We start from the raw sequence: 23892 nt of genomic DNA on the forward strand, positions 1-23892 counted from the left end.
TGACCGATCGAATACCTATGACGACCAACGCGGCGATACCCGGATATTCCCCCGGCTGCGGCGATCGGACGCTGTCACGGCGCGAATCGCGCGGGCTGTCTGCCGTCTGTATCGCGGATCGCGTAACGCTGCGCGAGATCGGCGGCATGCACGACCCGACCGGCATGAGCAGCGGCGTCGCCCTGCGCCAGCATGGCCGCGACCCCCCGTCCGAGATAGAGCGGGCTTTCGCCTTCATCGTCGCGCATCCCCGCCTCCAGCGCCCGCTCCGTGCGCACCCGGCCCGGGGCGAGGGCCAGCGCGGTGACGCCCGTTTCCGTGAGCTCCTGCGCGCAGGCATAAGCGAGCCGCGCCACACTCGCCTTGGCGATGTCGTAGGTGAGATCGCCGAGATAGCCGGAATCGGGATCGAAGGTGACGAAGCCGATCAGGCCGGCGCGGGCGGCCACCATGGCCGGTGTCACCGCATGGGCCAGCACCAGGGCCGCATGGAGCCCGGTCTCCATGGCGGGCGCGAAACGCGTCAGCGGGCGGCGCCAATAGGGATCGCCCCAGCGGGTACCGTCATCGTAACGCTCGCCGTCGAACCCCTCATTGCCGCCCCAGACGGCGCAGATTGCGACATCGATGCGCCCGAAGCGGCGCAGGCACCAGGCGGTGAGCCCGTCAACGTCACGGGGATCGGTATGGTCGCACCTGTAGGGATAGGCGGCCCCGCCCGCCGCGATGATCGTGCGGGCCGTGTCCTCGATGGTCTCGCGCCGCGCTTCCGTGATGCGCCCGCCCTCGCTGGAACGCGCGGTCACCACCACACGCATCCCCGCTTCGCCGAGGGCGAGCGCGATCCCGCGTCCCACCCCGCGCGAGGCCCCGGCCACGATCACGACGGGGGCGGTTGCGGGAGCTGGGGCGGGTGTGGTGACGTTTGCAGGGGCGACCTGCGAATCGGCGTCCGGGCTGTTCTCCATGCCGGGAGGCTAGCGGGCGCGCGCCTGCGCTGCAACGGAACACGCGCGCCCCCCGCCGAGTTGATGCGATTCATCAAGGGAGTGCGACCATGCCGAAGCTCGAACGGATCCTCGAAACCGTCCTCTATGTGAAGGATCTGGAGCGCGCCGCCGCCTTCTATGAGGAATTCATGGAATTGCCCGTGCTGTTCACCGATCAGCGCATGCGCGCCTTCGATGTCGGCGGCAACGGCACGCTTCTGCTCTTCATCACCGGCCAGTCCCTGCGCCCGGTCGAGACGCCGATGGGCACGATCCCGCCGCATGACGGGGACGGACCGGCGCATATCGCTTTCTCGATCACGAAAACCGAACTCGGAGCCTGGGAGAAGCATCTCGACAAGGGCGGCATTCCCGTCGAGAGCCGGATGGAATGGCCGCGCGGCGGCATCAGCATCTATTTCCGTGATCCGGACGATCATCTGATCGAACTGGCCACGCCCGGGCTGTGGAAGGGCTATTGACGGCCCTGCCTGCGGCAAACCCGCACGCGGACAACGATTTGCGTGATCTGCGCGTTAGCTGATCGGCAGTGGCTCTGCAGGGCTACGCTATCGAGGAGAGACACTGCGTGTTAAGCTCATGGGCATGAATGACCGGCACGAAAACCCGTTCGACATGATCGCGGAGGACACCGCCCCGCGCGGTGGCATTCTCACCCGGCTGCGCGGGGCGCCGCGTATCGTCTTTGCGGTGATCTGCCTGCTGGTCGGGCTGGGCATCGCGGTTGCCGACGAATTGCTGCGCGATGTCGAGCGCGAGGCCGAGCGGGCACAGGAAACGGCGGTCGAGGACGCCACCCCGCTCGACATCAGCCGCGCCGTCATCGCCGATCTCGAAGGCGGGATCGGCCCCGCCGTCACCATGCTGATCGAGGAGGGGCTGGAAGAGGCGCGCAATCTTGGCGATGCCATGCTCGTCATCCGCATGAACACGCCGGGCGGGCTCGATTCCGCCACCCGCGACATCATCCGCCTGATCCTCGCCAGCGACGTGCCCGTGATGACTTACGTCGCGCCCAGCGGCGCGCGGGCCGCGAGTGCGGGCACCTACATTCTCTATGCGAGCCATGTGGCGGTGATGGCGCCCTCGACCAATCTCGGGGCGGCGACACCCGTCCAGATGGGCGGTGGCGGCCTGGGTGGTGGCGGTGAAGACGAGGACGCCTCCGAAGACCCGATGACACGCAAGGTCGTCAACGATTCCGTCGCCTTCATCCGGGGGCTCGCGGAATTGCGCGGGCGCAATGCCGACTGGGCCGAGGAGGCCGTGCGCGAGGGTGCGAGCATCACCTCCAGCGTCGCGATCGAGCAGAACGTTGCCGATTACATCGCCGATGATCTGCGCGCCGCGATCGACGGGGCCGATGGACGCGTCGTCAATCTGCCGCGCGGGAGCGTCGTGCTGGAGAGCGCCGGGGCGGAACTGGTGCAATTCGAGCCGAATTTCATGACGCGCTTTCTCGGGGTGATCACCAATCCCAATGTCGCCTATATCCTCATGCTGATCGGGATTTACGGGCTGATCTTCGAATTCGCCAATCCCGGCATCGTGTTTTCCGGCGTGATCGGTGCGATCTCGCTCATTCTCGGCCTGTTCGCCCTCAATCTCCTGCCGGTCAACTATGCCGCCTTCGCGCTGGTGGGTCTGGGAGTGGCGCTGATGATCGCGGAGGTGTTCTCGCCATCCTTCGGGATCATGGGGATCGGCGGCGCCATCGCCTTCGCCCTCGGTTCGATGATGATCTTCGACGGTGACGTGCCCGGTTTCGAGCTCGATATCAGTGTCGTGATCGCCGCAACCGCCGTAACCGGGCTGATCATCTTCATTGCGCTGACCACGGCCTTGCGCTCGTTTCGCGCGCGCACCGTCAGCGGTGACGAGGGCTTGCAGGACGAGACCGGAACGGTGCTGAACTGGTCGGGCAAGACGGGCGAGATCATGATCCACAGCGAGCGCTGGCATGCGGTTGCCGACGAAGCACTCGCGCCCGGTGACAGCGTGCGCGTGCTCGCCCGTGAGGGCCTGAACCTGCGTGTCGCACCCATGGCGCAAGCCGGATCCGACGCAAGCGCGCCCAGAATTCGAACGACCTGAACGCGAATGTCCTGAGGAGGGCCCAGATGCCGATCGATTTCGCTGCCTATATCCTTCTCGCCGCCCTGATCATCGTCGTGATCGGCTCGGCGATCAAGATCATGCGTGAATACGAGCGCGCCGTGGTCTTCACCCTCGGTCGCTTCACGGGCGTGAAGGGCCCCGGTCTGATCATCATCATTCCCTTCATCCAGCAGATCGTGCGGGTCGATCTGCGCACCGTGACCCTCGACGTGCCGAGCCAGGACGTGATCTCGCGCGACAACGTCTCGGTGAAGGTGAATGCGGTGATCTATTTCCGCGTCGTCGACCCGGACCGTGCCATCATCCAGGTCGAGAATTTCATGGTTGCGACCAGCCAGCTGGCCCAGACGACGCTGCGCTCGGTGCTCGGCAAGCACGATCTCGACGAGATGCTTTCCGAGCGCGACAAGCTCAACGAGGATATCCAGGAAATTCTCGACAAGCAGACCGATTCCTGGGGCATCAAGGTCGCCAATGTCGAGATCAAACATGTCGATATCGACGAGAGCATGGTGCGCGCCATCGCCCGCCAGGCCGAGGCCGAGCGCAACCGCCGCGCCCGCATCATCAACGCCGAGGGTGAATCCCAGGCGGCCGAGAAGCTGGTTGACGCCGCCAAGCTGCTCGGCACGGCTCCCGAAGCCATGCAGCTGCGCCTGCTCAACACGCTCTACGACATTGCCGGCGACAAGAACTCGACCATCGTCTTCCCCGTTCCGATCGACATGCTCAGGGGCATCTTCGGCGAGAATGCCAACATACCCGGGCCCTTTGTCGCGGGTGGCGACCAGACCGGCCAGCCGGCCCGGGCTGCACCCGCATCCGGTGGCACCGCACCGGGTGAGGCCAGTGGGACGAAGGGCGGCTGATTTCCCGCGCAAATCGTGACCACCTCCTTGCAGCAGGCGGGATCGGGCAAAGCCCCGATCCCGCTTTTCATTTGTGCCGTCACCTGCACCGGCCCGACATGGCGACGCGGCGGAGCGGTGGTGCTAGCATCACGCAAAGGCCGATGAACGGCATGATCACGGGAGGTCACATGATCCGCTATCTCAAGGAAGGCGCCCCGGCTGAAGCGCTCGCCGCCGCCGACAAGAAGACCCGCCAGACCGTCGAGGCGATCCTGGAGGATATCGAAACGCGTGGCGACGAAGCCGTACGCGAATATTCGCGCAAGTTCGACAAATGGGACCCGCCGCAATTCCGCCTCGGCCAGGCCGAGATCGACGCGGCCATTGCCGAGGTGCCCGCCCAGGCCATCGAGGATATTCGCGTGGCCCGCGAGCAGGTGAAGCGTTTCGCCGAAGCCCAGCGCGCAAGCATGCAGGATCTCGAGATCGAGACGCTGCCCGGCGTGGTGCTCGGTCATCGCCATGTTCCGATGGATTCTGTCGGCTGCTACGTGCCCGGCGGCAAGTATCCGCTGATCGCCTCGGCGCTGATGTCGATCGTCACGGCGAAGGTCGCGGGCGTGCGCCGCGTCGCGGCGGCGGCCCCGCCGCACGGGGGCAGGCCGAACCCTTACGTGATCGCCGCAATGACCATGGCCGGGGCCGACGAGATCTACGCTTTCGGCGGCGTGCAGGCCATGGCGGCGCTCGCCATCGGCACGCAGGACATCGCCCCGGTCGACATGCTGGTCGGCGCCGGCAACGCCTTCGTGGCCGAAGCGAAACGCCAGCTCTTCGGTCGGGTGGGGATCGACCTGCTGGCCGGCCCGACGGAAACCCTCGTCATTGCCGATGATTCGTGTGATGCGCAGACCTGCGCCACCGATCTTCTCGGCCAGGCCGAACACGGCCCGACCTCGCCGGCGGCGATGATCACCGACAGTGAGGAGCTCGCCCGCGCCACTCTGGTCGAGATCGAAAAGCAGCTCGAAACCCTGCCCACGGCGGAAGTCGCGCGTCAGGCCTGGGCGGATTACGGTCAGATCATCGTCTGCGACAGCCGCGAGGAGATGCTCCAGGTGGCCGACGAACTGGCCTATGAGCATGTCCAGGTGATGACCCGTCACGATGACTGGTTCCTGGAAAACATGCGCAATTACGGCTCGCTCTTCATCGGTCACGAGACCAATGTCGCCTATGGCGACAAGGTGATCGGCACCAACCACACCCTGCCCACGAAGCGCGCGGCGCGCTATACGGGCGGGCTCTGGGTCGGCAAGTATCTCAAGACGATCACGCATCAACGGGTGAAGCCGCAAGCCACCGCGATTCTGGGCGAGTATTGCTCGCGGATCTGCGCCATGGAGGGCTTCGCCGGCCACAAGGCGCAGGCCGATCTGCGCGTGGCCCGCTATGGCAACCAGCGCGATCCCGCCGTGGCCGAGGCCATGGCCGCCGATCCCGCCCCCGCCGGCAAACCCGTCTACAAGCCGATCTGACGGCGATGCCCCAACGTCATGCACCGGCGGCTGTCAGGCGCCGCCGGTGCCGATTTGCCGATTGCACGATTTCTGCCCCGATTTCTGCGGTGATGGCGTTTGCGCGCTTGACGCATCCGCCCGATCCGGGCAAATCTCGCGTCATGACGAGGCTCACGCTCATTTGTCGCGAGATCATTATCAGCTAGCGCGCAACGCTGGCCGGAGCCGTCCTGTTTTCTTCACGCAAAGACAGACACTCTCCCGGGCCGGCGGCCAGACGGGGAAATGTTCATGTCGCAGGGTCTGACCCTCTACAACACGCTCACGCGCAGGAAGGAGCCCTTCGCGCCGATCGATGACAGGCATGTGCGCATGTATGTCTGCGGGCCCACCGTCTATGACTATGCCCATATCGGCAATGCGCGCCCGATCATCGTGTTCGACGTGCTGTTTCGCCTGCTGCGCCATCTCTACGGCGCCGATCACGTCACCTATGCGCGCAACATCACCGACGTGGATGACAAGATCAACGCCCGCGCCGCGCGCGATTATCCCGATCTGCCCCTCAACGAGGCAATCGCGAAGGTCACGGCGGCGACCGAGGCGCAGTTCAAGGCCGATGCGAGGGCGCTCGGCTGCCTCGAGCCGAGCATCGAGCCCCGCGCGACCGAGCATATCGCCGAGATGCGCGCCATCATCGAGCGGCTGATCGCGCGCGGCGCGGCCTATGTGGCGGAGGATCACGTTCTGTTTTCCGTCGCGGCGATGGAAAAGCTGCCGCGCATGCCGGCCTACGGATCGCTGGCGCGCCGCTCCCTGGACGAGATGATCGCCGGCGCGCGCGTCGATGTGGCGCCCTACAAGCGCGATGCCATGGATTTCGTGCTCTGGAAACCATCGAAGGACAACGAGCCCGGCTGGGACTCGCCGGGCGGCATTACGACGAAGGGGCGCCCCGGCTGGCACATCGAATGCTCGGCCATGTCGTGGAAACACCTGATTGACGCCTTCGATACCCGCATCCGGTGCGACGATGCCGACCGCAACGTCTTCGACATCCATGGCGGCGGCATCGATCTCGTCTTTCCGCATCACGAGAACGAAATCGCGCAATCCTGCTGCGCCTTCGAGACCGAGCGCATGGCGAATGTCTGGATGCATAACGGTTTTCTGCAGGTGGAAGGCGAGAAGATGTCGAAATCGCTCGGCAACTTCATCACCATTCATGAGCTGTTGGAGACGGATAGATTTGGTGGCCGTCGGTGGCCAGGGGAGGTGTTGCGGCTCGCCATGCTTAAGACGCATTACCGTCAGCCGATAGACTGGACGGTACGTGCACTAGAAGAGAGCGCTCGTACAATCGAGCGGTGGAGACGCGTTGTCGTCGAAGAAGGTGCAGAATTAGGCAATGTCGATTCCGCCTTTACCGACGCACTTGCGGACGATCTTAATACCCCCAAAGCGCTTAGCCAGATACATAAGCTTATGAACTTTGGTCGGTTGGCTGACCCGACGATCCCTGAAGAGGAAAAAGTCGGAGCGTTTGGTATCGGTGATGACTACTCAGGCTTTGCAAGTTCGACAGATCGCCAGGTGGCAGCCTCAAACGCACTGGCTTGCCTGATGCTGCTCGGGATCGATATCAGGCGCAAGGCCGTCGCCCCGGACCTGCGCGCGCGCATCGACGCCCTCGTCACCGCCCGCAGCGAAGCCCGTGCCACGAAGAACTGGGCCGAGGCCGACCGCATCCGCGACGAGCTCACCGCACTGCGCGTCACCGTCAAGGACAACAAGGACGGCACCGCGAGCTGGGAGATCAAGGAATGAGCGATCGCGTGATGCAGGCCGGCTCCCCTCTCCCGCTGCGGAGAGGGGATGGGGGTGAGGGGCGCTCATGAAGGGGCTTTCGCTCACCATGTCCGCACAGCGGTTCCACCCTCACCCCCGACCCCTCTCCACAAGGGAGAGGGGAGATAGCGTCGTGCTCTGTAAGGAGCAAAACCCATGACCCTTCCCACAGTCACGCTTCGCCCCTACCTGCCCGAGGATGCGCCGGTGCTCGCCGCGATTTTCCAGGCGGCCGTCATGGTGCTCACGGAAGACGACTATTCCGCCGATCAGCGCGAGGCCTGGGCAGCGGCGGCGGATGATGCAGACGCGTTCGGCGAGAAACTCGCGGCGCATCTGACCCTGATCGCCGCGATCGACGGCGACCCTGCGGGTTTCGCCACGCTCAGGGAGAACCGGATGGTCGAGATGCTCTATGTGCATCCCGATTGCGCCGGGATGGGGGTCGGCACGGCGCTGCTCGATGCGCTGGAAAAGCTCGCCGGGGCACGCGGGGCCCAAGAGCTTTCCGTCGATGCCAGCGAGACGGCTTTGCTCTTCTTCGAGAAGCACGGCTATACGCCCGAGCGGCGCAACACGGTGATGCGCAATGGCGAATTCCTGTCCAATACCACGATGACCAAACGGCTCGGCAGCGAGCCCTCACGGAAGGTGACGTCATGAGCGAGCGGCTTTATCTGTTCGATACCACCCTGCGCGACGGGGCGCAGACCACCGGGATCGACTTCTCCCTCGCCGACAAGATCGCCATCGCCAGCCTGCTCGACCAGATCGGCATCGATTACGTCGAGGGCGGTTATCCCGGCGCCAACCCCCTCGACACGGAATTCTTCGCGCAAAAGCGCACCCGCAAGGCGGCGTTTACCGCCTTCGGCATGACCAGGCGCGCGGGGCGCTCCGTGGCCAATGATCCCGGCATCGCTGCGCTGCTGGAGGCGGATGCGGATGCGATCTGCTTCGTGGCGAAATCCTGGGATTACCACGTGCATGTGGCGCTGGAGATCAGCCTTGAGGACAATCTCGCCGGTATCCGCGAGAGCGTGGCGGCGGCGAAGACGCGCGGGCGCGAGGTTATGCTCGATTGCGAGCATTTCTTCGACGGCTACAAGGCCAATCCGGATTACGCGCTCGCCTGCGCGAAGGCGGCATACGAAGCCGGCGCGCGCTGGGTGGTCCTGTGCGATACCAATGGCGGCACGCTCCCGGAGGAGGTGGCGCGCATCGTCACGGAAGTGCGCAAGCACGTGCCGGGCGAGAATCTCGGCATCCACGCCCATGACGATTGCGGCTGCGCGGTGGCGAATTCGCTCGCCGCCGTCGAGGCCGGCGTGCGCCAGATCCAGGGCACGCTGAACGGGCTCGGCGAGCGCTGCGGCAATGCCAATCTCGTCACATTGCTGGCCACGCTCGCCCTCAAGCAACCCTGGGCGGAGCGCTTTGCGCTCAAGGCCGGGGTGGATGAGCTTGCGCGGCTCACCCAGGTCTCGCGGGCGCTTGATGAATTGCTCAACCGCGCGCCCAACCGCCACGCCCCCTATGTCGGCGCCTCCGCTTTCGCCACCAAGGCCGGCATTCACGCCTCAGCCGTGATGAAGGATCCCAGGACCTATGAGCATGTCGATCCGGCACATGTGGGCAATCTGCGCCGGGTTCTCGTCTCCGATCAGGGCGGCAAGTCGAATATCCGTGCGGAGCTGGAACGGATCGGCATCAGCCTCGACAAGGATGATCCGCGCCTCAACCGTGTGCTGGAAGAGGTCAAGCGCAAGGAATCGCAGGGCTACGCCTATGAGGGGGCGGATGCATCGTTCTATCTGCTGGTCAAGCGCGTGCTCGGCGAGGTCCCGGGTTATTTCCTCGTCGATCGCTTCAGCGTCAATGTCGAGCGGCGCTACAATGCCGTCGGCGATCTGACCACCGTGGCCGAAGCCATCGTCAAGGTGATGCTCGACGGCGAGGTGATGATCTCGGCGGCCGAGGGCAACGGCCCGGTGAATGCGCTCGACGTCGCCCTGCGCAAGGATCTCGGCAAGTATCAGCGCTTCATCGACGATCTCGAACTGGTGGATTACAAGGTCCGCGTCTTCCAGGGCGGCACCGACGCCGTCACCCGCGTGCTGATCGAATCGCGCGACCGTGACGGTGATATCTGGGCAACGGTGGGCGTCTCACCGAATATCATCGACGCGTCCTTCGAGGCCCTGCTCGATTCCATCGTCTACAAGCTGGTGATGCGCGGCGCCCCGGCCTGAACAATCCGTCTCTGATCGACCCCGGCACGCCTCATTCCGGCGCCGGCTTGCCGCGCAAGGCCTTGATCCTTCCCTGCCGGGTCTTGCCGGCGAGGCGGCGTTTCTTCGAGCCGAGCGTCGGGCGGGTGGGAATACGCGGGCGTTGGCGCTGTGTCGCGCGGCGTATCAGATCGACCAGTCGCTCGAGCGCCTCGGCGCGGTTGCGCTCCTGGCTGCGATGGTTTTGCGCGGTGATCACGATCACGCCCTCGCGGGTCAGGCGATGGCCGGCGAGGCGCGCGAGGCGGCTCTTCACCGCATCGGGCAGCGCGGGGGAATTCTGCATGTCGAAACGCAGCTGCACGGCGCTCGACACCTTGTTGACGTTCTGCCCGCCCGGCCCGGAGGCGCGGATGAAGCGCTCCTCAATCTCATCCGGGTCGATCGCGATGCTCGGCGTGATTTGAATCATGCTTTCGCCATACCATATGAAGAGTATAGGCTCACGTCGAAGATTCTGGATACGGGACCCGGTCAATGCTGCGCTATGTCAAATACGTCAACGGTGAGCCGCGTGTGGTCACGATCCCGCGCTGGGCAATCGCGCTCGGCGTGCTCGCAGCTTTGCTCGTCGGTTTCCTCGTCCTGATCCTCGCCGCCGGTGTGGCGCTCGTCGTGATTCCGCTTGCCCTGATTGCCGCCGCCATCGCCGCCTGGTTCGGACGCGGGCGCCGGGTCATGCCGCAGCGCGAGCGCGATCCCGATATCGTCGATGCCGAATTCCGCGTCATCGACCGCTCCGAGCGTGAACGGGATCCGCGCCGCGACGCAGATCGCCACTGAGGCGCATCGCCACCGATGCGGCATCCGCGCTGACCGGCATCCGGACGGGCCCGGGACGGCTCACGATCACTCTGCGCCGGATCGTTGCCGACACACTTAAGTCTAATTGCACGAGACCGACGGGTGTAGTCGTATCGTCTTGTGTCGCGTCATGTCGTCGCGAGGTGCCATGCCTCGTCCAGACGGGATGGCCGCATCAATCGCAAGAACCCGCAACAAAGCGGGAGCACCAAATCGACGGGCGTCGGCAGCTTTGCTGAATTCGACTTGTGATCGCGCGTCCATTGGGTGCGTGAAGCCGGCGGCTCGTCCGAGGAAGATGGGGAGGGAAGCCGGCAGCTGCGCGAAAGAGCCGTCGCTGCGCCAGATGAATCACCAAAAATGGAAACGTCGCGAACGTGAGCGCTGGCATTGCTCCCCTTTCCGGGGCGAGGCATGGCGCGGACCGTTCGGTCAAAGGGAAGCTTTGGGCGGCTACCCTGATTCGATCAGGTAAACGGCGTCCTTGAAAAATAAAGGGAGTAAACGTTCATGTCTGACAAGTCGTCGTCCAACGACGCCTACTGGAAGGCCAATGTCCGGATCATCTTCATCTGCTTGATCATCTGGGCCTTTGTGTCTTTCGGCCTGGGCATCGTCTTCCGTCCGCTGATCTCCTGGATTCCGATCGGGGGCACCGATCTCGGATTCTGGTTCGCGCAGCAGGGTTCCATCCTGACCTTCATCGCGCTGATCTTCTATTACACCTGGTACATGAACCGGCTCGATCGCGAGTACGACGTGGACGAGCAGTGAGGGCGCAACGATGGATCAATTCACGCTGAATTTTCTCGTCGTCGGCGCGTCCTTCGCGCTTTATGTCGGCATCGCCATCTGGGCGCGGGCCGGCTCGACGGCGGATTTCTACGCTGCCAGCCGCGGCGTCAACCCGATCGTCAATGGTGCGGCCACCGCCGCCGACTGGATGTCGGCGGCTTCGTTCATTTCGATGGCGGGCCTGATCGCCTTCGTCGGCTACGGCAATTCGAGCTTCCTGATGGGCTGGACCGGCGGCTACGTGCTGCTCGCCCTGCTGCTTGCGCCCTATCTGCGCAAGTTCGGGCGCTTCACGGTGCCGGAATTCATCGGCGACCGCTTCTACAGCCAGACTGCGCGCATCGTGGCGGTGATCTGCCTTCTGGTGATCTCGATCACCTATGTGATCGGCCAGATGACCGGCGCCGGTGTCGCCTTCTCGCGCTTCCTTGAAGTGGAGAGCTGGCAGGGTCTGCTGATCGCCTCGGCCGTCGTCTTCTTCTATGCCGTGCTCGGCGGCATGAAGGGCATCACCTATACGCAGCTGGCGCAATATTGCGTGCTGATCACGGCCTATACCATCCCCGCCGTGTTCATCTCCCTGCAACTGACCAGCAACCCGATCCCGCCGCTGGGCCTGTTCTCGACCCATGCGGAATCCGGCATGCCGCTGCTGGGCAAGCTCAACGAAATCCTGCTGGAACTCGGCTTTCAGGACTATACCGGCCAGCATGGCTCGACCTTCAACATGTTCCTGTTCACCATGTCGCTGATGGTCGGTACGGCGGGTCTGCCGCACGTGATCATCCGCTTCTTCACGGTGCCGCGCGTGGCTGATGCCCGCAAATCGGCGGGCTGGGCCCTGATCTTCATCGCGCTGCTCTATCTCAGCGCGCCGGCGGTCGGCGCGATGGCGCGCCTGAACATCATCACCACGATCTTCCCCAATGGCACCCAGGAACAGCCGATCGCCTATGACGAGCGGCCGGACTGGATGCGCAACTGGGAGCAGACGGGCCTCCTCGCCTTCGAAGATAAAAACAATGACGGCTTGATCCAGTACTACAACGATGCTTCGGACGAGTTCCAGACCGTCGCCGCAGAGCGTGGCTGGGAGGGCAACGAGATGGTCACATTCAACCAGGATATCCTGGTGCTGGCCAATCCGGAGATCGCGCAATTGCCCGGCTGGGTGATCGCGCTGATTGCGGCAGGCGGGCTGGCGGCAGCCCTCTCGACGGCAGCCGGATTGTTGCTCGCCATCTCCTCCGCAGTCAGTCACGACCTGCTGAAATCCACCTTCATGAAGGATATCAGCGAGAAGAACGAGCTGCTTGCAGCCCGTATCTCCATGGCGGGTGCGATCGCGTTGGCCACCTATCTGGGGCTCAATCCGCCGGGATTTGCCGCACAGGTGGTGGCGCTGGCCTTCGGTCTGGCTGCGGCGACCCTGTTCCCCGTTCTGATGATGGGCATCTTCTCCATGAAGATGAACACCGAAGGCGCGGTCTCGGGGATGCTGGCGGGTCTCATCGCGACCCTGCTCTACATCTTCACCTATCTGGGCTGGTTCTTCATCCCGGGCACCAACATGCTCGCGAACACGCCGGATAACTGGCTGTTCGGGATCTCGCCGCTCTCCTTCGGTGCGGTGGGTGCCGTCATCAACTTTGCCGTGGCCTATGCGGTGATGAGCGTGACGCGCGAGCCGCCGAAGGAGATCCAGGAGCTGGTCTACTCGATCCGCGTGCCGCGCGGGGCTGCGGGTGCGATCGACCACTGACGAGATCGATGCGGGCCGGGTGATCCGGCCCGCATCACACGCCTTCTGGGGACCACCATCATGGCCGGGGATCGCGACGCGACGGATACGATCATCGCCTTTCTGGAGACGGTGCACCCCTATGATTCCCTGCCACGCGAGGAACTCTCCCGCGTGGCAGAACTGTTTGTGCCGGTGAGCCTCGCAGCCGGAGAGGCGGTCTACGCCTTCGGCGAGACGCTCGACGGGCTCTATCTGATCCGCAGCGGGCGCATCGAGATCCATGATCGCAACGGCGCACTGGTCTCGCTGCTGGGTCCGCGCAACAGTTTCGGCGAGCGTGGCCTCCTGCGCGACGGCAAGGCGGCGACCTCGGCCCGGGTGGCGGAAGATGCCGCGCTTTTACTGCTGCCCGCCGCCGATCTGCAGCGCCTGATCGCGGAGCAACCCGCCTTCGCCCGTTTCTTCTCGCGGCTGCGCCCGCCGGAGCCGCGCAGTGGCGATCTGACAACGCTCAAGGTCTCGCAGCTGATGACCCGCGAGCCGGTGACCTGCACGCCGGATACGCCGGTGGCCGCAGCGGCGAAACTGATGCGCGATCGGGGCATTTCCAGCATCTGCGTGGCCGAGAGTGGCAAGCTCGCCGGGATCCTCACCACCGGCGATCTGGCCGGGCGCGTCGTCGCGGAAGGGCTCTCCGCCGAGATTCCGGTCGCGCAGGTCATGACCCGTGACCCGCTGACCCTCACGCCCGACCAGCTTGGCTCGGATATCCTGCACCGCATGCTGGAGCGCCGGATCGGGCATTTTCCCGTGATCGCGCGCGGCAGGCTCGCGGGCATCGTCACCCAGACCGATCTCACCCGTTTCCAGGCAGTCTCCTCGGCGCAGCTCGTGCGCGACGCCGCCCGGGCAGAGAGCGTGGAGGCGCTCGCGAAGGTGACGCAGCGCATCCCGCAACTGCTCAGGCAGCTGGTGGGGGCGCATAACGCGCATGACGTCGTCACGCGGCTGATCACCGATATCGCCGATACCGCGACGCGCCGGCTTCTGGCCATGGCCGAGGCCGAGTTCGGCCCCCCGCCGGTGCCCTATCTCTGGCTCGCCTGCGGTTCGCAGGGGCGGCAGGAGCAGACCGGCATCTCCGATCAGGACAATTGTCTCTTCCTCGACGACAGCGTCAGCGATGCCGACATGCCGTATTTCGAGAAGCTCGCCCGCTTCGTCTGCGACGGGCTCGATGCGATCGGCTACGTCTATTGCCCGGGCGAGATGATGGCGGTGACGCCACGCTGGCGCCAGCCGGTGCGGGTCTGGCGCGAATATTTCCGCCGCTGGATCGCCAATCCGACGCCGGAAGCGCAGATGCTGGCTTCGGTGATGTTCGACCTGCGCCCGATCGGCGGGAGCTTCGCGCTGTTTGCCAATCTCCAGGAGGAGACGCTGGCCAAGGCGCGGCGCAACTCCATCTTCGTCGCGCACATGATCGCGAATTCGCTCACGCACAGCCCGCCGCTTGGCCTGTTGCGCGGCATCGCCACGATCCGCTCCGGCGAGCATCGCGACCATATCGACATGAAGCTGAGCGGGGTGATCCCCATCGTCGATCTGGGGCGCGTCTATGCGTTGCAGGGCGGCATCAGCGCGATCAATACCCGCGCACGGCTGATCGCGGCGGGTGAGCGCGGGGTGGTGAGCGGATCCGGCGGGCGCGAATTGCTCGCGGCTTATGATCTCATCGCCGGGACGCGGCTGCGCAACCAGGCGGCCCAGGTCGGGTCCGGCGGTGCGCCCGACAATTACATGGCCCCCGCCGCACTCACCGATTTCGAGCGCAGCCACCTGCGCGACGCCTTCGTGGTCGTACGGACCATGCAATCGGCGATCGGACAGGGCAAAGGTGGTCTGGTGTGATAGAATGCGCGCAAGGACCGGGAAAACGGCCTGCGAAATGATCCGGGAAGAAGCGTCCAGGGAGTGAGAGTGCATGATACTGGAATTTGTCGCGGCCGCCGCCGTCGGTCTTGCCGTCGGTGGCATCGTGCATCTGGTCCGGCGTGCCGCGCCGGGGCGGATCGCGCCCTGGGCCGTCCCCGCCGGGGCGGGCGCCGCGATGATCAGCTTCGCCGTCTATATGGAATACAGCTGGGCGAGCCGTACCGTGGCGGCCCTGCCGGATCAGGCCGTCGTCGCCTCGCAGAATGCGATCAATTCCTGGTATCGTCCCTGGACCTATCTCTTCCCGCTGACCAACCGGATGATCGTGGTGGATCACCGCTTCACCCGGCGCAACGACGCCCATCCCGACCAGATACTCACCGCCGTGGTGATGCTCGGGCGTTTCGAGCCGGGCCGTCAGATCCCGGTCGTCTTCGATTGCGCCGAAAACCGGCGGGCTGAACTCGATGCCGAGGTGCAGTTCGGTGAGGATGGCGCGCTGGAGGGGGCTGATTGGCGTGATCTCGCCGATGACGATCCCATCCTGCGCGCCGCCTGCCGCAGCGGATGAGGGAGGGACATGCGATGGAAAGCGCCGTGAAGCAGGGCACCCGCGACGATCAGGCCGGCAGGCACGATCCGCGCCCGTTTCCCGCCGGTCCGTTTCCGCATGATCCCGATACCGGAGACCTCCCGGCAGGGCGTCCCGCCGGGCCAGTCGGGCCGCTGCCTGCCTCCTTTGCCGCGCCCGCCGAACGGGCGTCCAAGCCGGCGCCGACCCCGCAGCCGGGCCTGCTCGACAGGCTCGCCCGGCGTTTCAGCCTGCGGCTGCGGGTCTTTGCCATGTTCGCCCTCGTCGCGGGCGGGACGATGGCGGCGCTTGCTGCGGGTCTCGCCTTCGGCTATGCCCGCCTGCCTACAGGCCTGCAGGATGATCCCGATCTGCGCGCCGGCTTCATGCAGGCGGCGATCCTCGGCGGCTTTCTGATTCTGGGCCTCGTCGCCTGGATCTGGTGGCTGTTCGACCGGCATGTGGCCGGCGCCGTGGAGAAACTCGCCGCGACCCTGCGGGTGAGCGCCGATGCCGGCGCGCCCGGCAGCATCGCTCCCGAAACGGCCCGCTATCTGGGCGATCTCGCCCCCGCCATCAGCGATGCCGCCCGCCATCTCGGGGAATGCCGCATTGCGCTCTGCGACGCGATCAGCGAGGCCACGCAGCAGCTCACCCGGGAAAAGGCCTGGCTCGAAACCCTGCTTGCCGATGTGCCGGCGGCGGTGCTGGTCTGCTCCGCCGATCACGAGATCGTCTTCTACAACGCCCCCGCCGCCGAGATCCTCGGGGCGGAGGTCGGGCCGGGTCTGGCCCGACCGGTGGGTGACTTTCTCGCCGATGAGCCGATCCGGCGCGCCCATGCGCGGCTCTCCGCGACGCGCGGGCCGCAGGCGCATGCGGATCTCCTGTGCACCAGCCGCGACGGCAGCCTCGTCCTCGAAGGGCGGATGCGGCTGGTCGGGCGCGAAGGGGAGGTGCAAGACGGAGGCGTGCAAGACGGGGAGGTGCAAGACGGGGGCGTGCAAGACCTGGAACCCGGACCCCGCCCGGATGCCGCCGGCGGCGGATATGTGCTCAGCCTCGCCGATGTTACCGCGACCCATGCCGCCGCCGCCGAGCGCGAAGCGCGCATCGCCCGCGCCCTGCCGCGTCTCCATGAGGCCCGGCGCGCCCTGCGTGACGGTGATGGTGACGCGGCCCGGATCACCCAGGACGCGGCGGCAATCCTCGCCGAACTGACGCATCTTCTGGCCGATGCGCCGACCCTGTCGGAACTGCGCTCGGCCGATCTCGCCGACGCCTTGCAGGCCCGGCTCGCCGGCCGCGGGATCGCGCTCTCGGTGGCGGGGCCGGATCTGTTCCTGCGCGTCGATGGCTACGGCTTCCTCGCCATGCTGGCCCATATCCTGCGCCGGCTCGCCGATGATGCTGCGCGGGCGGGTTTCGTGCTCACCACGATCGAGGAGGACGGGCCCGGCGCGGCGCTCGCGCTCAGCTGGCAGGGCGCGCCGCTTTGCGAAGAGGCGCTCGCGGATTGGTGCGCTGAGCCGATCGATCCGGAAACGCCTGAACTCACCGCCGCCATGGTGCTCGCCCGCCATGGCAGCGCGCTCGCGCCCGTGGATGACGGGTGGGGCCTGCGCATCGCCCTGCGCCGGGCGCGGCGTGCCGTGGCCCCGCCCGCGCCGCTGCGCCGCTCGACCGTTTATGATTTCGCCCTGCTCGACCGCGCCCGCAGCGCCGGGATCGCGCAGAGCGCGCTCAATGATCTGGCCTATGTCGTCTTCGATACCGAGACCACCGGGCTCGATCCCGAGAGGGACGAGATCGTGCAACTCGCCGCCCTGCGGGTGGTCAATGGCCGCATCGTCGATGGCGAGGTGTTCGAGACGCTGATCGACCCGCAGCGCCCGATCCCGCCGGGCGCCACCGCCGTCCACGGCATCACGCCGCAGATGGTGATCGGCGCGCCGCATATCGGCGAGGCCGGGGCGCGGTTCCACCGCTTCGCGGCGGGCGCCGTGCTGGTGGCGCATAACGCGCCCTTCGACATGGCCTTCCTGCGCCGGCACGAGGCAATTATCTGCCAGCGTTTCGACAATCCGATCCTCGATACGGTGCTGGCCTCCGCCGTTCTCTTCGGCCAGGGCGAGAGCCATTCGCTGGACGCGCTCGCGTCCCGCTTCGGCATCATCATCCCGGAAGCCGCCCGCCACACCGCGCTCGGCGATGCGGAGGCCACCGCCCAAGCGCTGGTGCGCATGCTCCCCATGCTGCGCGCCCGCGGCTTCACCCGCTTCGGCGATCTCGTCGGCGAAATGCGCAAACACGGGCGGCTGTTGCAGGATCTGAATTGAGGCAGCCGGGACGCGCCGCTGGCCCGAGGGTTAAAGTGTTCCCGGAAGTCCCCATTCACAGCAAGGGTGCTCGATGCGGACGCCCTGCCAGACCGTGGTTTGTGTCTCCGGAAGTCTGCTATGGGGGGCGGAGTGGTCGTGCGCTTATTGGTTGGGGTGACCGTTCCTGGATAGGATTGGAAAACTTCAATGGTCAGACTTGTGCCGTTCAAAGATTTGTATAATAGTATAATATAAAAATAACAATTAAAAATTGCTCTAAATGAGCTACAGTGTGATAGCGCAGCGAGTAAATGTAACAAAATAATTTCGGTGAGCAAAATCATGATGTTCCTGGTTTATAGTCTAATAGCTTTTTGTTCGTTTTTTTCATTGTAGTTCCAATTACAGGTGGTGTTGTTCTCAATCCACTTTTGGCGCTAATTGTTGATCCACATTCGGCAATTGGAATGAGTGTATTCTTTTTCATGGTGAACAGTTCAATAAAAGCATTCATTTTTAGGGATAAGATCATATTGCGATACGTTTTAGATATGTTGCCGATATCAATAATATTCACTGTAATTGGCTCGATTATGATCGGGATCATATCTGATTTTTGGTTGTATATAGCCATGTTGAGCATGACTGTTTATTTTCTCTACAAAAAGATCATCCGGGCATTGGGCAGTGGCAAAAAAATCTCGAAAAACGGAAATTTTACAGGAAACATTTTGGTAAGTGCTGCAAGTGGATTCATGCAGGGTGCCGGTCTTGGCGGTGGGGGCTCCTTGCGGAAAAGCTATTTTCTGTCAAACGGACTGTCACTTGTCGAAATGCACGGAACGACTGCCGTGTTGAGCATGGTGCTGGGTGGAGTCGCGACACTCCTTCGACTGGGAACCGATCAGGTGCAATTTGGCGAGTTGCTCCCGATAGTCTATCTGTCCCCGCTGCTCGTTGCTGCGACGTTGCTTGGCCCAACTTAAACACCTGATTTCCGATAATTATGAATTTTCAATGGGATAGGGGGCGCCTTCGCGCTTTTAGCACCACGGTCGGAGGGTCGTGCGGTCAAGCAGCTTCGGTTTCGGCGATGTTCGGCGGCAGCGCCACGCCGACGGCGCGGAATACCGGCCCGACCTGACCGCTTACCGGGGTACGGATGGCAATGCTGCGTCCGTCCTTTTCGATTTTGCCGCTCTGCAGGCGGTCGAGATCACGCAGGAGCGGGCGCCACTCGGGTTTGATCCCGGCTTCGGTGCAGCGGTCGAACAGCTCCTTGTGCAGCATCAGGGCGAGGAAGGAGCAGAAGACGTGGCCGCGGATGGCGGCATCGGATGAATGGAAGATCGGACGTGTCGAGAGCGTCGCCTTGGCGACACGAAACAGCGTCTCGACGGTGAGCAGGTCCCGGTAGCGCAGCATCGCCTGAAGCGGAGAAATCCTCGCGTTGGTGCGCAGGACGAAGATCCCGTCATAGCGGGCTTCCTCGGCGATCTTGCCGGCATCGATCTCGAAGGCATCACGCGTCGTGGTGTTGAGATAACGCCTGTAGGCGGAGTTGCCGACGAGGGCCTTGTCGCCCTTCTTCAACTGCGTATCGAGGGCAGCGATGATGGCCTGGCGGTCCTCGCGGTCCTTCTCGGCCTGCGCCTCGTTGCGGCAGACGATGTAGCGGACCCCGTCGACGACGACCTCCTTGGCGAAGAGCTGCGTCTCGCCCTGGCTGCGCTCGACGAGGAGCGGCGTGAGGGGTTGCGGATCGTCGAGAACCCGGCGCATGCGTGCGTCGGTGCGCTCGCGCACACCCAACACATATTCCAGACCCTGTTCCTCTAGCGCCGTGATCGTGGCCTGCGAGATCATGCCCCGATCCGCCACGATGCAGGCTCGGGTGATACCGAAACGGCTGCGCAGCCGCTGCACGATCGGCAGCAGGATGGCGACATCGGCGGTGTTACCTGGCATCATCTCGGTGCAGACCGGGCGGCCATCGGCATCGACGATGACGGCGAGGATCATCTGGTTGAGATCAGGGCGATGGTCCTTGGAATAGCCCCGTGCCCCCAGCGTCTCGCCGCCTTCGCCGTGGAAGGACAGGGAGGTCGTGTCCATGAAGACGATGGAGAGATCGGTAAACAGGTCGCGCCGGCGCGCAAACAGCGCCTCCTCGATCACGTCCTTGACGGTACGCGGCGAAAAGGGCGTCGCATCCTTCTGCTCGTCCTTTGGCAGATCTTCTCCGAGCCAGGCCATGGCCCGATAGAAATGGTGCAGCGACAGATCGTCGGCACCGGGAATGTCGTAATCCTGCATCCAGGACGCGCAGTCGCGATCCGAGCCGGAGACGAACAGACGGTGCAGCGTCGCGGTGAACACGGCCCGCTCCACCGGGAATTCGAAGCCGCGTTCCCCAAGCTGATCAGCGATCACCTGATCGATGCCGAGTTGCTGCCACAGGCGCCCGAAGAGCAGCGGCCCGCCGATGCGACGAGCTTCGTATCGCGCCACATCACCGTTGTTGATGGCATCCAGGACCATGGCCCGTTCCGTGAACCGTCCGACCGAGGCGGCCAGGCGATCGAGATCCTTGCTGGCGAGAACCGTTTCCTTGCGTCCGAGATTGCGGATGATGCGCTGCTTCGTGCGGCCACCCTCGCGGACATTCTCCACAAGGTAGATGTAGGTGTAGCCATTGATGGTCTTCTCGCGCACGAACATGCCGAATTAGCATCTCAGAAACCTCCATTCGTCAAGCAATGAAACGCCTATTCTTACATTATTTAGCACCACACAAACTGACGCCCACCGACCCCACCTCAATAACATCAATGGCTTACGGAAAAATGTTCCCGCTTCGTCCAATTCAACTGTTCAACTTGGGCTTGGCAGACATGCGGTCATTCGCCTGAATGAACGCCTCGCCGACAAGGTTATCATTGGAACCTTCCTGGCAACGATACTCCTGATCATCTATCAGATTGCGCAGGTGCTTTAAGGCAACGTGCGTAAATGACGTTGGTTTGACCGCCCACCGCTCCCCGCCCGGTTCTCTCCCGCGCCGCATCCGGCTGGTCTGCGCCGCCACGCCGCAATCAGCGCCGGCTCATCCCGAAGACGACTCCATTGACGAGATGCTGCGCCATACCCTTCCCGACGATGATCTGGCCACGCCCCGGAAACAGCGCAGACCGCAAGCGCGGCATCAATCAAGACGTGCGCAGCCGTCATACATGCGTGTGATCAGGAATCGCCGGCAAGGATGCATCCTCGCCCTCCCCCACCACGGGCGTGAGCGTCGCGGTGCCGACATTGCGTGCGATCTTCGAGAAAAACCGGTTCAGATCATAGGAAGAACTCTGGTTGAAGCGCATGATCAGCCGCGAATCATCCAGTGCGGGCAGACCCTCGTCGCGCCCCAGCGGGACAAGATCGCGCGGAACGGCGCGGCGTGGCAGGACGCCGATGGCCCCCTGCGTGAGCATCGTCGCCTTCAGGATCGAGAAGCTCTTCGAACTGAAGCCGATATGCCATTCCAGATTGCTCTTCCTGAGCGCCTTGAGCGCGTTGCTGCGCACACCGCAGCCATCGGGAAACAGGGCCAGGTTGAGCGGATCGCCCCGCTTGATCACCTCCCGGTTTCTCCCGACCCAGGTGAGACGTTCCTCGCACAGGCCGAGCCCGTCCAGTTCCTTGTCCTGGGTCATGATGGCCATGTCGAGTTCGCCATTGTCGATCATCACGTCGAGCGTCGTGGAGAGATCGGCGACGATCTGAATCTCGAGATGGTCCTCCACGCGTGACAGGCGTTCGACGATACCGGGCAGAATCAGCTCGGCATAATCATCCGGCACGCCCAGCCGCAGGACTTTCGGCTCTTTCTGATGCGCGATCTCGCGGATCATGGCATCGTTGAGTTCGAGGATCTCGCGGGCATATTGATAAACCAGTTGTCCATAGCTCGTCAGTGCCATGCCCTGACCGCTGCCGCGATCCAGGACCTTCTTGCCGAGAACATCTTCCAGCCGTTTCATCTGAAGACTGATGGCGGACTGGCTTCTCAGGAGCTGCTCACCCGCCGCAGTGAAGCTTTGACGCTCCACGATCACGATGAGGGTCCGCAGCAGATCGATATCGATATTGATCAGGCTCATTGGCAGTTCTCATCACTGAAATAGATCGAACTCATTTCCATTCACAGGGCCTCGCAACATATCATCTATGCAATCCAAGCGAACATGACTGAAAGTTACCGAATTTTGAATGACCGGACCAGCTCGAATCCGATCAATATGGAGCAACACCATGAATACCGGCCTGAAAATCGTTGTTGCAGGATCCTGTCTCCCTGAAACAAAAACCACAAATTACGCTATCGCTGCACAACTCAATCCGGCTGTTCGACCGGAATGGGCGCATGACAAGTCAGGTTCTGCGTCATCGACAATCGTGTTGTCCCATGCGCATCGCATGCCTGCGCTCGGAGGGTGATACCATGAGCGATATGCAGGCGGCAAAGATACAGCCGCATACGCTGCCGTCCACTGAATCCGGTCATGTCTGGTCCTGGATGATCCTCCTCGCGGGTGGAATTTCCCTCGGCACCGCTCCGATCCTGGTCAAGGGCATGCCGCTGTCGCCGGAAAGCTCGGCATTCTTCCGGGTGCTGTTGTCTGCGCCCTTCTTCATGGTGCTCGCGCTGTGGAGCAATCCGCGCCCGCGGCGCGAGGCGTCGCTGAAGACGACCGCGCCGCTCTATCTCTATCTGCTCGCCGCCGTTTTCTTTGCGGCGGATCTGCTTGCCATGCATGTCGCGATCAAGGCGATCAACACCTCGATTGCCACCTTGTTCACGAATGCGGCTCCCTTGTTCATCGCCATCTACGGCTTGCTGGGCCTGACGGACCGGCCCGATGCCCGCTTCGGGCGCGCATTGCCGCTGGCGCTTGCCGGTTTGTTCCTGCTCGTCGGCATTGCGGCCTTTGATCCCACCGCACCGCTCTGGGGTTATCTGGTCGGACTCGCCGCCGGTGGCTTTTATGCGGCCTATCTCGTCGCCGTGCGTGCGCTGAAGAGCCATGATGCGGGCAGTGCCGGCATCATGGTGTCCGTGACCATCGGGTCGACGATCATCCTGTCGCCGCTTCTGCTTGTGCCGGATTTCACCGTCCCGCAAGAGGCGATGGTCTGGCTGCAGGTGATGGCTCTCGTCATCTTCGGCCAGGTTCTCGGCCAGGGGCTCGTGACGGTGGCCCTGCGCCATCTTCCGGTCGCGTCGAGTTCCGTCGTCCTCATGATCCAGCCGGTCTTCGTCGCCGCCGTATCCTGGCCGATCCTGGGCGAGTTCCTGGGCGGCTGGCAGCTTATCGGCATGCTGCTGGTGCTGATTGCCATGTGGATCGTCGTCGATCCCCTTGCTGCGCGGCGGCAGCGCAGGGCCGGGTGACAATCCGCAGGGCACGGCGGCACATTCGACGCGGCTGTCAAGAAGCAATGTCAGGACGCTGCGCGGGCCGGTATGTCCGGGCAGTGCTTGATACCGATGATATCGATCAAGGCCTCACAGCAACAGCCGCCTGCGGAAGGCCGGGTCCGGGATGGCGCACATATCGGCGCGCCCGAACAGGGTATAGCGGTTGCGCGCGACCCAGAGATAGAGTCGCTCGCGTGCAGGCCGGGGCAGAAGCCGCAGGATATCGGCAATCCGGCCCCGGCCACCGAGCAGCCGTCCGACATGGATCACCGCCTCGAAATTGCGATACCCGACACCTTGATCGATGAAGAGCCAGGATGCGGGATTCTCCGGGCAGAGTCCGTAATGGCGCATCAGCGCGGCTCCGCGCGGCGTCTGTAGCGGACAGATCCGCACGGTCTGCTCAACATCGAGCCGATGGATCATGCGTGCGCCCCAGCTGCACATTGCACAACCGGCATCCATCACCGCGAGCGGGAAGGAATCGTCGAAGTCAGGGACATGCGGATCGTCGCGATAGGAATAGGCTTGCGGCATGGTGTTCCAGCATCGCGCGAGAATGGGGTGCGTTCAAGCGAAACTATCCTGAATTCATGCTGATGCAAATTCCG

At 63.8% G+C, this 23892-nt stretch carries 22 protein-coding genes; 16 read left to right on the forward strand and 6 right to left on the reverse strand.

From position 1 onward, the window contains the following. Window positions 1-74: 74 nt before the first annotated feature. The gene (locus tag GA0071312_RS05090; protein ID WP_083204323.1) at window positions 75-968 is read right to left on the reverse strand and encodes an SDR family NAD(P)-dependent oxidoreductase; all 894 of its coding nucleotides are present in this window, start codon (window positions 966-968) and stop codon (window positions 75-77) included. Between the two features lie 89 nt (window positions 969-1057). Between GA0071312_RS05090 and GA0071312_RS05095 the strand changes: the two genes are divergently transcribed. From GA0071312_RS05095 to cimA, 7 genes are all read left to right on the forward strand, one after another. Continuing rightward, a complete protein-coding gene (locus GA0071312_RS05095; RefSeq protein WP_074443846.1) occupies window positions 1058-1471 on the forward strand; it encodes a VOC family protein in 414 nt (137 codons plus the stop codon). Window positions 1472-1595: 124 nt separating this feature from the next. Beyond that, window positions 1596-3104: an NfeD family protein gene (locus GA0071312_RS05100; RefSeq protein WP_165603955.1), complete on the forward strand. Its 1509-nt coding sequence runs from the start codon at window positions 1596-1598 to the stop codon at window positions 3102-3104. Between the two features lie 26 nt (window positions 3105-3130). Continuing rightward, window positions 3131-3997, forward strand: a complete 867-nt coding sequence (locus GA0071312_RS05105) for a slipin family protein (protein ID WP_083204324.1) — start codon at window positions 3131-3133, stop codon at window positions 3995-3997. Window positions 3998-4167: 170 nt separating this feature from the next. Next, entirely contained in the window at window positions 4168-5517 is a 1350-nt protein-coding gene (hisD, locus tag GA0071312_RS05110) for a histidinol dehydrogenase (protein WP_074444243.1), read from the forward strand. Window positions 5518-5790: 273 nt separating this feature from the next. Further along, window positions 5791-7326 (forward strand): cysteine--tRNA ligase, encoded by a 1536-nt coding sequence (gene cysS, locus GA0071312_RS05115; RefSeq protein ID WP_074443847.1) that lies wholly within the window; start codon window positions 5791-5793, stop codon window positions 7324-7326. A gap of 177 nt (window positions 7327-7503) precedes the next feature. Beyond that, the gene (locus tag GA0071312_RS05120; RefSeq protein WP_074443848.1) at window positions 7504-8010 is read left to right on the forward strand and encodes a GNAT family N-acetyltransferase; all 507 of its coding nucleotides are present in this window, start codon (window positions 7504-7506) and stop codon (window positions 8008-8010) included. Then, complete coding sequence (cimA, locus tag GA0071312_RS05125) at window positions 8007-9599, forward strand: citramalate synthase (protein WP_074443849.1); 1593 nt, start codon at window positions 8007-8009, stop codon at window positions 9597-9599. The genes GA0071312_RS05120 and cimA overlap by 4 nt, the downstream gene beginning before the upstream one ends. 31 nt (window positions 9600-9630) lie before the next feature. On the opposite strand, the gene arfB is transcribed toward cimA, so the two are convergent. Next, window positions 9631-10050, reverse strand: coding sequence for an alternative ribosome rescue aminoacyl-tRNA hydrolase ArfB (gene arfB, locus GA0071312_RS05130; protein WP_074443850.1), 420 nt, complete (start codon window positions 10048-10050; stop codon window positions 9631-9633). 65 nt (window positions 10051-10115) lie between these two features. Here arfB and GA0071312_RS05135 point away from each other — a divergent pair, with 65 nt between their 5' ends. From GA0071312_RS05135 to GA0071312_RS05165, 7 genes are all read left to right on the forward strand, one after another. Next, the gene (locus GA0071312_RS05135) at window positions 10116-10421 is read left to right on the forward strand and encodes a hypothetical protein (protein ID WP_074443851.1); all 306 of its coding nucleotides are present in this window, start codon (window positions 10116-10118) and stop codon (window positions 10419-10421) included. 531 nt (window positions 10422-10952) lie between these two features. Next, window positions 10953-11216 carry a DUF4212 domain-containing protein gene (locus GA0071312_RS05140; RefSeq protein WP_074443852.1) on the forward strand — a complete coding sequence of 88 codons (264 nt, stop codon included), beginning with the start codon at window positions 10953-10955 and terminating at the stop codon, window positions 11214-11216. Window positions 11217-11226: 10 nt separating this feature from the next. Continuing rightward, window positions 11227-12999 (forward strand): sodium:solute symporter family protein, encoded by a 1773-nt coding sequence (locus GA0071312_RS05145; RefSeq protein WP_074443853.1) that lies wholly within the window; start codon window positions 11227-11229, stop codon window positions 12997-12999. Window positions 13000-13059: 60 nt separating this feature from the next. Next, window positions 13060-14892, forward strand: a complete 1833-nt coding sequence (locus tag GA0071312_RS05150) for a DUF294 nucleotidyltransferase-like domain-containing protein (RefSeq protein ID WP_074443854.1) — start codon at window positions 13060-13062, stop codon at window positions 14890-14892. 73 nt (window positions 14893-14965) lie between these two features. Beyond that, window positions 14966-15487: a hypothetical protein gene (locus GA0071312_RS05155; protein WP_074443855.1), complete on the forward strand. Its 522-nt coding sequence runs from the start codon at window positions 14966-14968 to the stop codon at window positions 15485-15487. Between the two features lie 14 nt (window positions 15488-15501). Beyond that, window positions 15502-17826: an exonuclease domain-containing protein gene (locus tag GA0071312_RS05160; RefSeq protein ID WP_238947100.1), complete on the forward strand. Its 2325-nt coding sequence runs from the start codon at window positions 15502-15504 to the stop codon at window positions 17824-17826. 356 nt (window positions 17827-18182) lie between these two features. Then, window positions 18183-18794, forward strand: a complete 612-nt coding sequence (locus GA0071312_RS05165) for a TSUP family transporter (RefSeq protein ID WP_074443856.1) — start codon at window positions 18183-18185, stop codon at window positions 18792-18794. An 85-nt stretch (window positions 18795-18879) separates the two neighbouring features. On the opposite strand, the gene GA0071312_RS05170 is transcribed toward GA0071312_RS05165, so the two are convergent. The 3 genes from GA0071312_RS05170 to GA0071312_RS05180 all read right to left on the reverse strand — a co-directional run bounded on the left by GA0071312_RS05170 (window position 18880) and on the right by GA0071312_RS05180 (window position 21962). Beyond that, window positions 18880-20529 (reverse strand): IS1634 family transposase, encoded by a 1650-nt coding sequence (locus GA0071312_RS05170; protein ID WP_074443290.1) that lies wholly within the window; start codon window positions 20527-20529, stop codon window positions 18880-18882. 145 nt (window positions 20530-20674) lie between these two features. After that, entirely contained in the window at window positions 20675-20896 is a 222-nt protein-coding gene (locus tag GA0071312_RS05175) for a hypothetical protein (protein WP_131817710.1), read from the reverse strand. Between the two features lie 139 nt (window positions 20897-21035). After that, complete coding sequence (locus GA0071312_RS05180; protein WP_074443858.1) at window positions 21036-21962, reverse strand: LysR substrate-binding domain-containing protein; 927 nt, start codon at window positions 21960-21962, stop codon at window positions 21036-21038. Window positions 21963-22113: 151 nt separating this feature from the next. Here GA0071312_RS05180 and GA0071312_RS19880 point away from each other — a divergent pair, with 151 nt between their 5' ends. After that, entirely contained in the window at window positions 22114-22299 is a 186-nt protein-coding gene (locus tag GA0071312_RS19880) for a hypothetical protein (RefSeq protein ID WP_165603956.1), read from the forward strand. A 4-nt stretch (window positions 22300-22303) separates the two neighbouring features. After that, on the forward strand, window positions 22304-23254 hold the full coding sequence (locus tag GA0071312_RS05185) for a DMT family transporter (protein ID WP_165603957.1): 951 nt from the start codon (window positions 22304-22306) through the stop codon (window positions 23252-23254). Between the two features lie 114 nt (window positions 23255-23368). Here GA0071312_RS05185 and GA0071312_RS05190 read toward each other — a convergent pair whose 3' ends face one another. Next, entirely contained in the window at window positions 23369-23818 is a 450-nt protein-coding gene (locus tag GA0071312_RS05190; RefSeq protein ID WP_074443860.1) for a thiol-disulfide oxidoreductase DCC family protein, read from the reverse strand. Window positions 23819-23892 lie beyond the last annotated feature (74 nt).

Source organism: Saliniramus fredricksonii, from assembly GCF_900094735.1.
GTDB classification, from domain to species: Bacteria; Pseudomonadota; Alphaproteobacteria; order Rhizobiales; family Beijerinckiaceae; genus Saliniramus; species Saliniramus fredricksonii.

Excerpts from the sequence above, each read along its gene's own strand:
- GA0071312_RS05100 (WP_165603955.1), top strand. The coding sequence starts at position 1,596 with ATGAATGACCGGCACGAAAACCCGTTCGACATGATCGCGGAGGACACC.
- GA0071312_RS05160 (WP_238947100.1), top strand. The coding sequence starts at position 15,502 with ATGGAAAGCGCCGTGAAGCAGGGCACCCGCGACGATCAGGCCGGCAGG.
- GA0071312_RS19880 (WP_165603956.1), top strand. The coding sequence starts at position 22,114 with ATGAATACCGGCCTGAAAATCGTTGTTGCAGGATCCTGTCTCCCTGAA.
- GA0071312_RS05105 (WP_083204324.1), top strand. The coding sequence starts at position 3,131 with ATGCCGATCGATTTCGCTGCCTATATCCTTCTCGCCGCCCTGATCATC.
- cimA (WP_074443849.1), top strand. The coding sequence starts at position 8,007 with ATGAGCGAGCGGCTTTATCTGTTCGATACCACCCTGCGCGACGGGGCG.
- GA0071312_RS05190 (WP_074443860.1), bottom strand. The coding sequence starts at position 23,818 with ATGCCGCAAGCCTATTCCTATCGCGACGATCCGCATGTCCCTGACTTC.
- GA0071312_RS05135 (WP_074443851.1), top strand. The coding sequence starts at position 10,116 with ATGCTGCGCTATGTCAAATACGTCAACGGTGAGCCGCGTGTGGTCACG.
- GA0071312_RS05185 (WP_165603957.1), top strand. The coding sequence starts at position 22,304 with ATGAGCGATATGCAGGCGGCAAAGATACAGCCGCATACGCTGCCGTCC.
- hisD (WP_074444243.1), top strand. The coding sequence starts at position 4,168 with ATGATCCGCTATCTCAAGGAAGGCGCCCCGGCTGAAGCGCTCGCCGCC.
- GA0071312_RS05140 (WP_074443852.1), top strand. The coding sequence starts at position 10,953 with ATGTCTGACAAGTCGTCGTCCAACGACGCCTACTGGAAGGCCAATGTC.
- GA0071312_RS05090 (WP_083204323.1), bottom strand. The coding sequence starts at position 968 with ATGGAGAACAGCCCGGACGCCGATTCGCAGGTCGCCCCTGCAAACGTC.
- GA0071312_RS05170 (WP_074443290.1), bottom strand. The coding sequence starts at position 20,529 with ATGTTCGTGCGCGAGAAGACCATCAATGGCTACACCTACATCTACCTT.
- GA0071312_RS05155 (WP_074443855.1), top strand. The coding sequence starts at position 14,966 with ATGATACTGGAATTTGTCGCGGCCGCCGCCGTCGGTCTTGCCGTCGGT.
- GA0071312_RS05145 (WP_074443853.1), top strand. The coding sequence starts at position 11,227 with ATGGATCAATTCACGCTGAATTTTCTCGTCGTCGGCGCGTCCTTCGCG.
- GA0071312_RS05180 (WP_074443858.1), bottom strand. The coding sequence starts at position 21,962 with ATGAGCCTGATCAATATCGATATCGATCTGCTGCGGACCCTCATCGTG.
- GA0071312_RS05150 (WP_074443854.1), top strand. The coding sequence starts at position 13,060 with ATGGCCGGGGATCGCGACGCGACGGATACGATCATCGCCTTTCTGGAG.
- cysS (WP_074443847.1), top strand. The coding sequence starts at position 5,791 with ATGTCGCAGGGTCTGACCCTCTACAACACGCTCACGCGCAGGAAGGAG.
- GA0071312_RS05095 (WP_074443846.1), top strand. The coding sequence starts at position 1,058 with ATGCCGAAGCTCGAACGGATCCTCGAAACCGTCCTCTATGTGAAGGAT.
- GA0071312_RS05120 (WP_074443848.1), top strand. The coding sequence starts at position 7,504 with ATGACCCTTCCCACAGTCACGCTTCGCCCCTACCTGCCCGAGGATGCG.
- arfB (WP_074443850.1), bottom strand. The coding sequence starts at position 10,050 with ATGATTCAAATCACGCCGAGCATCGCGATCGACCCGGATGAGATTGAG.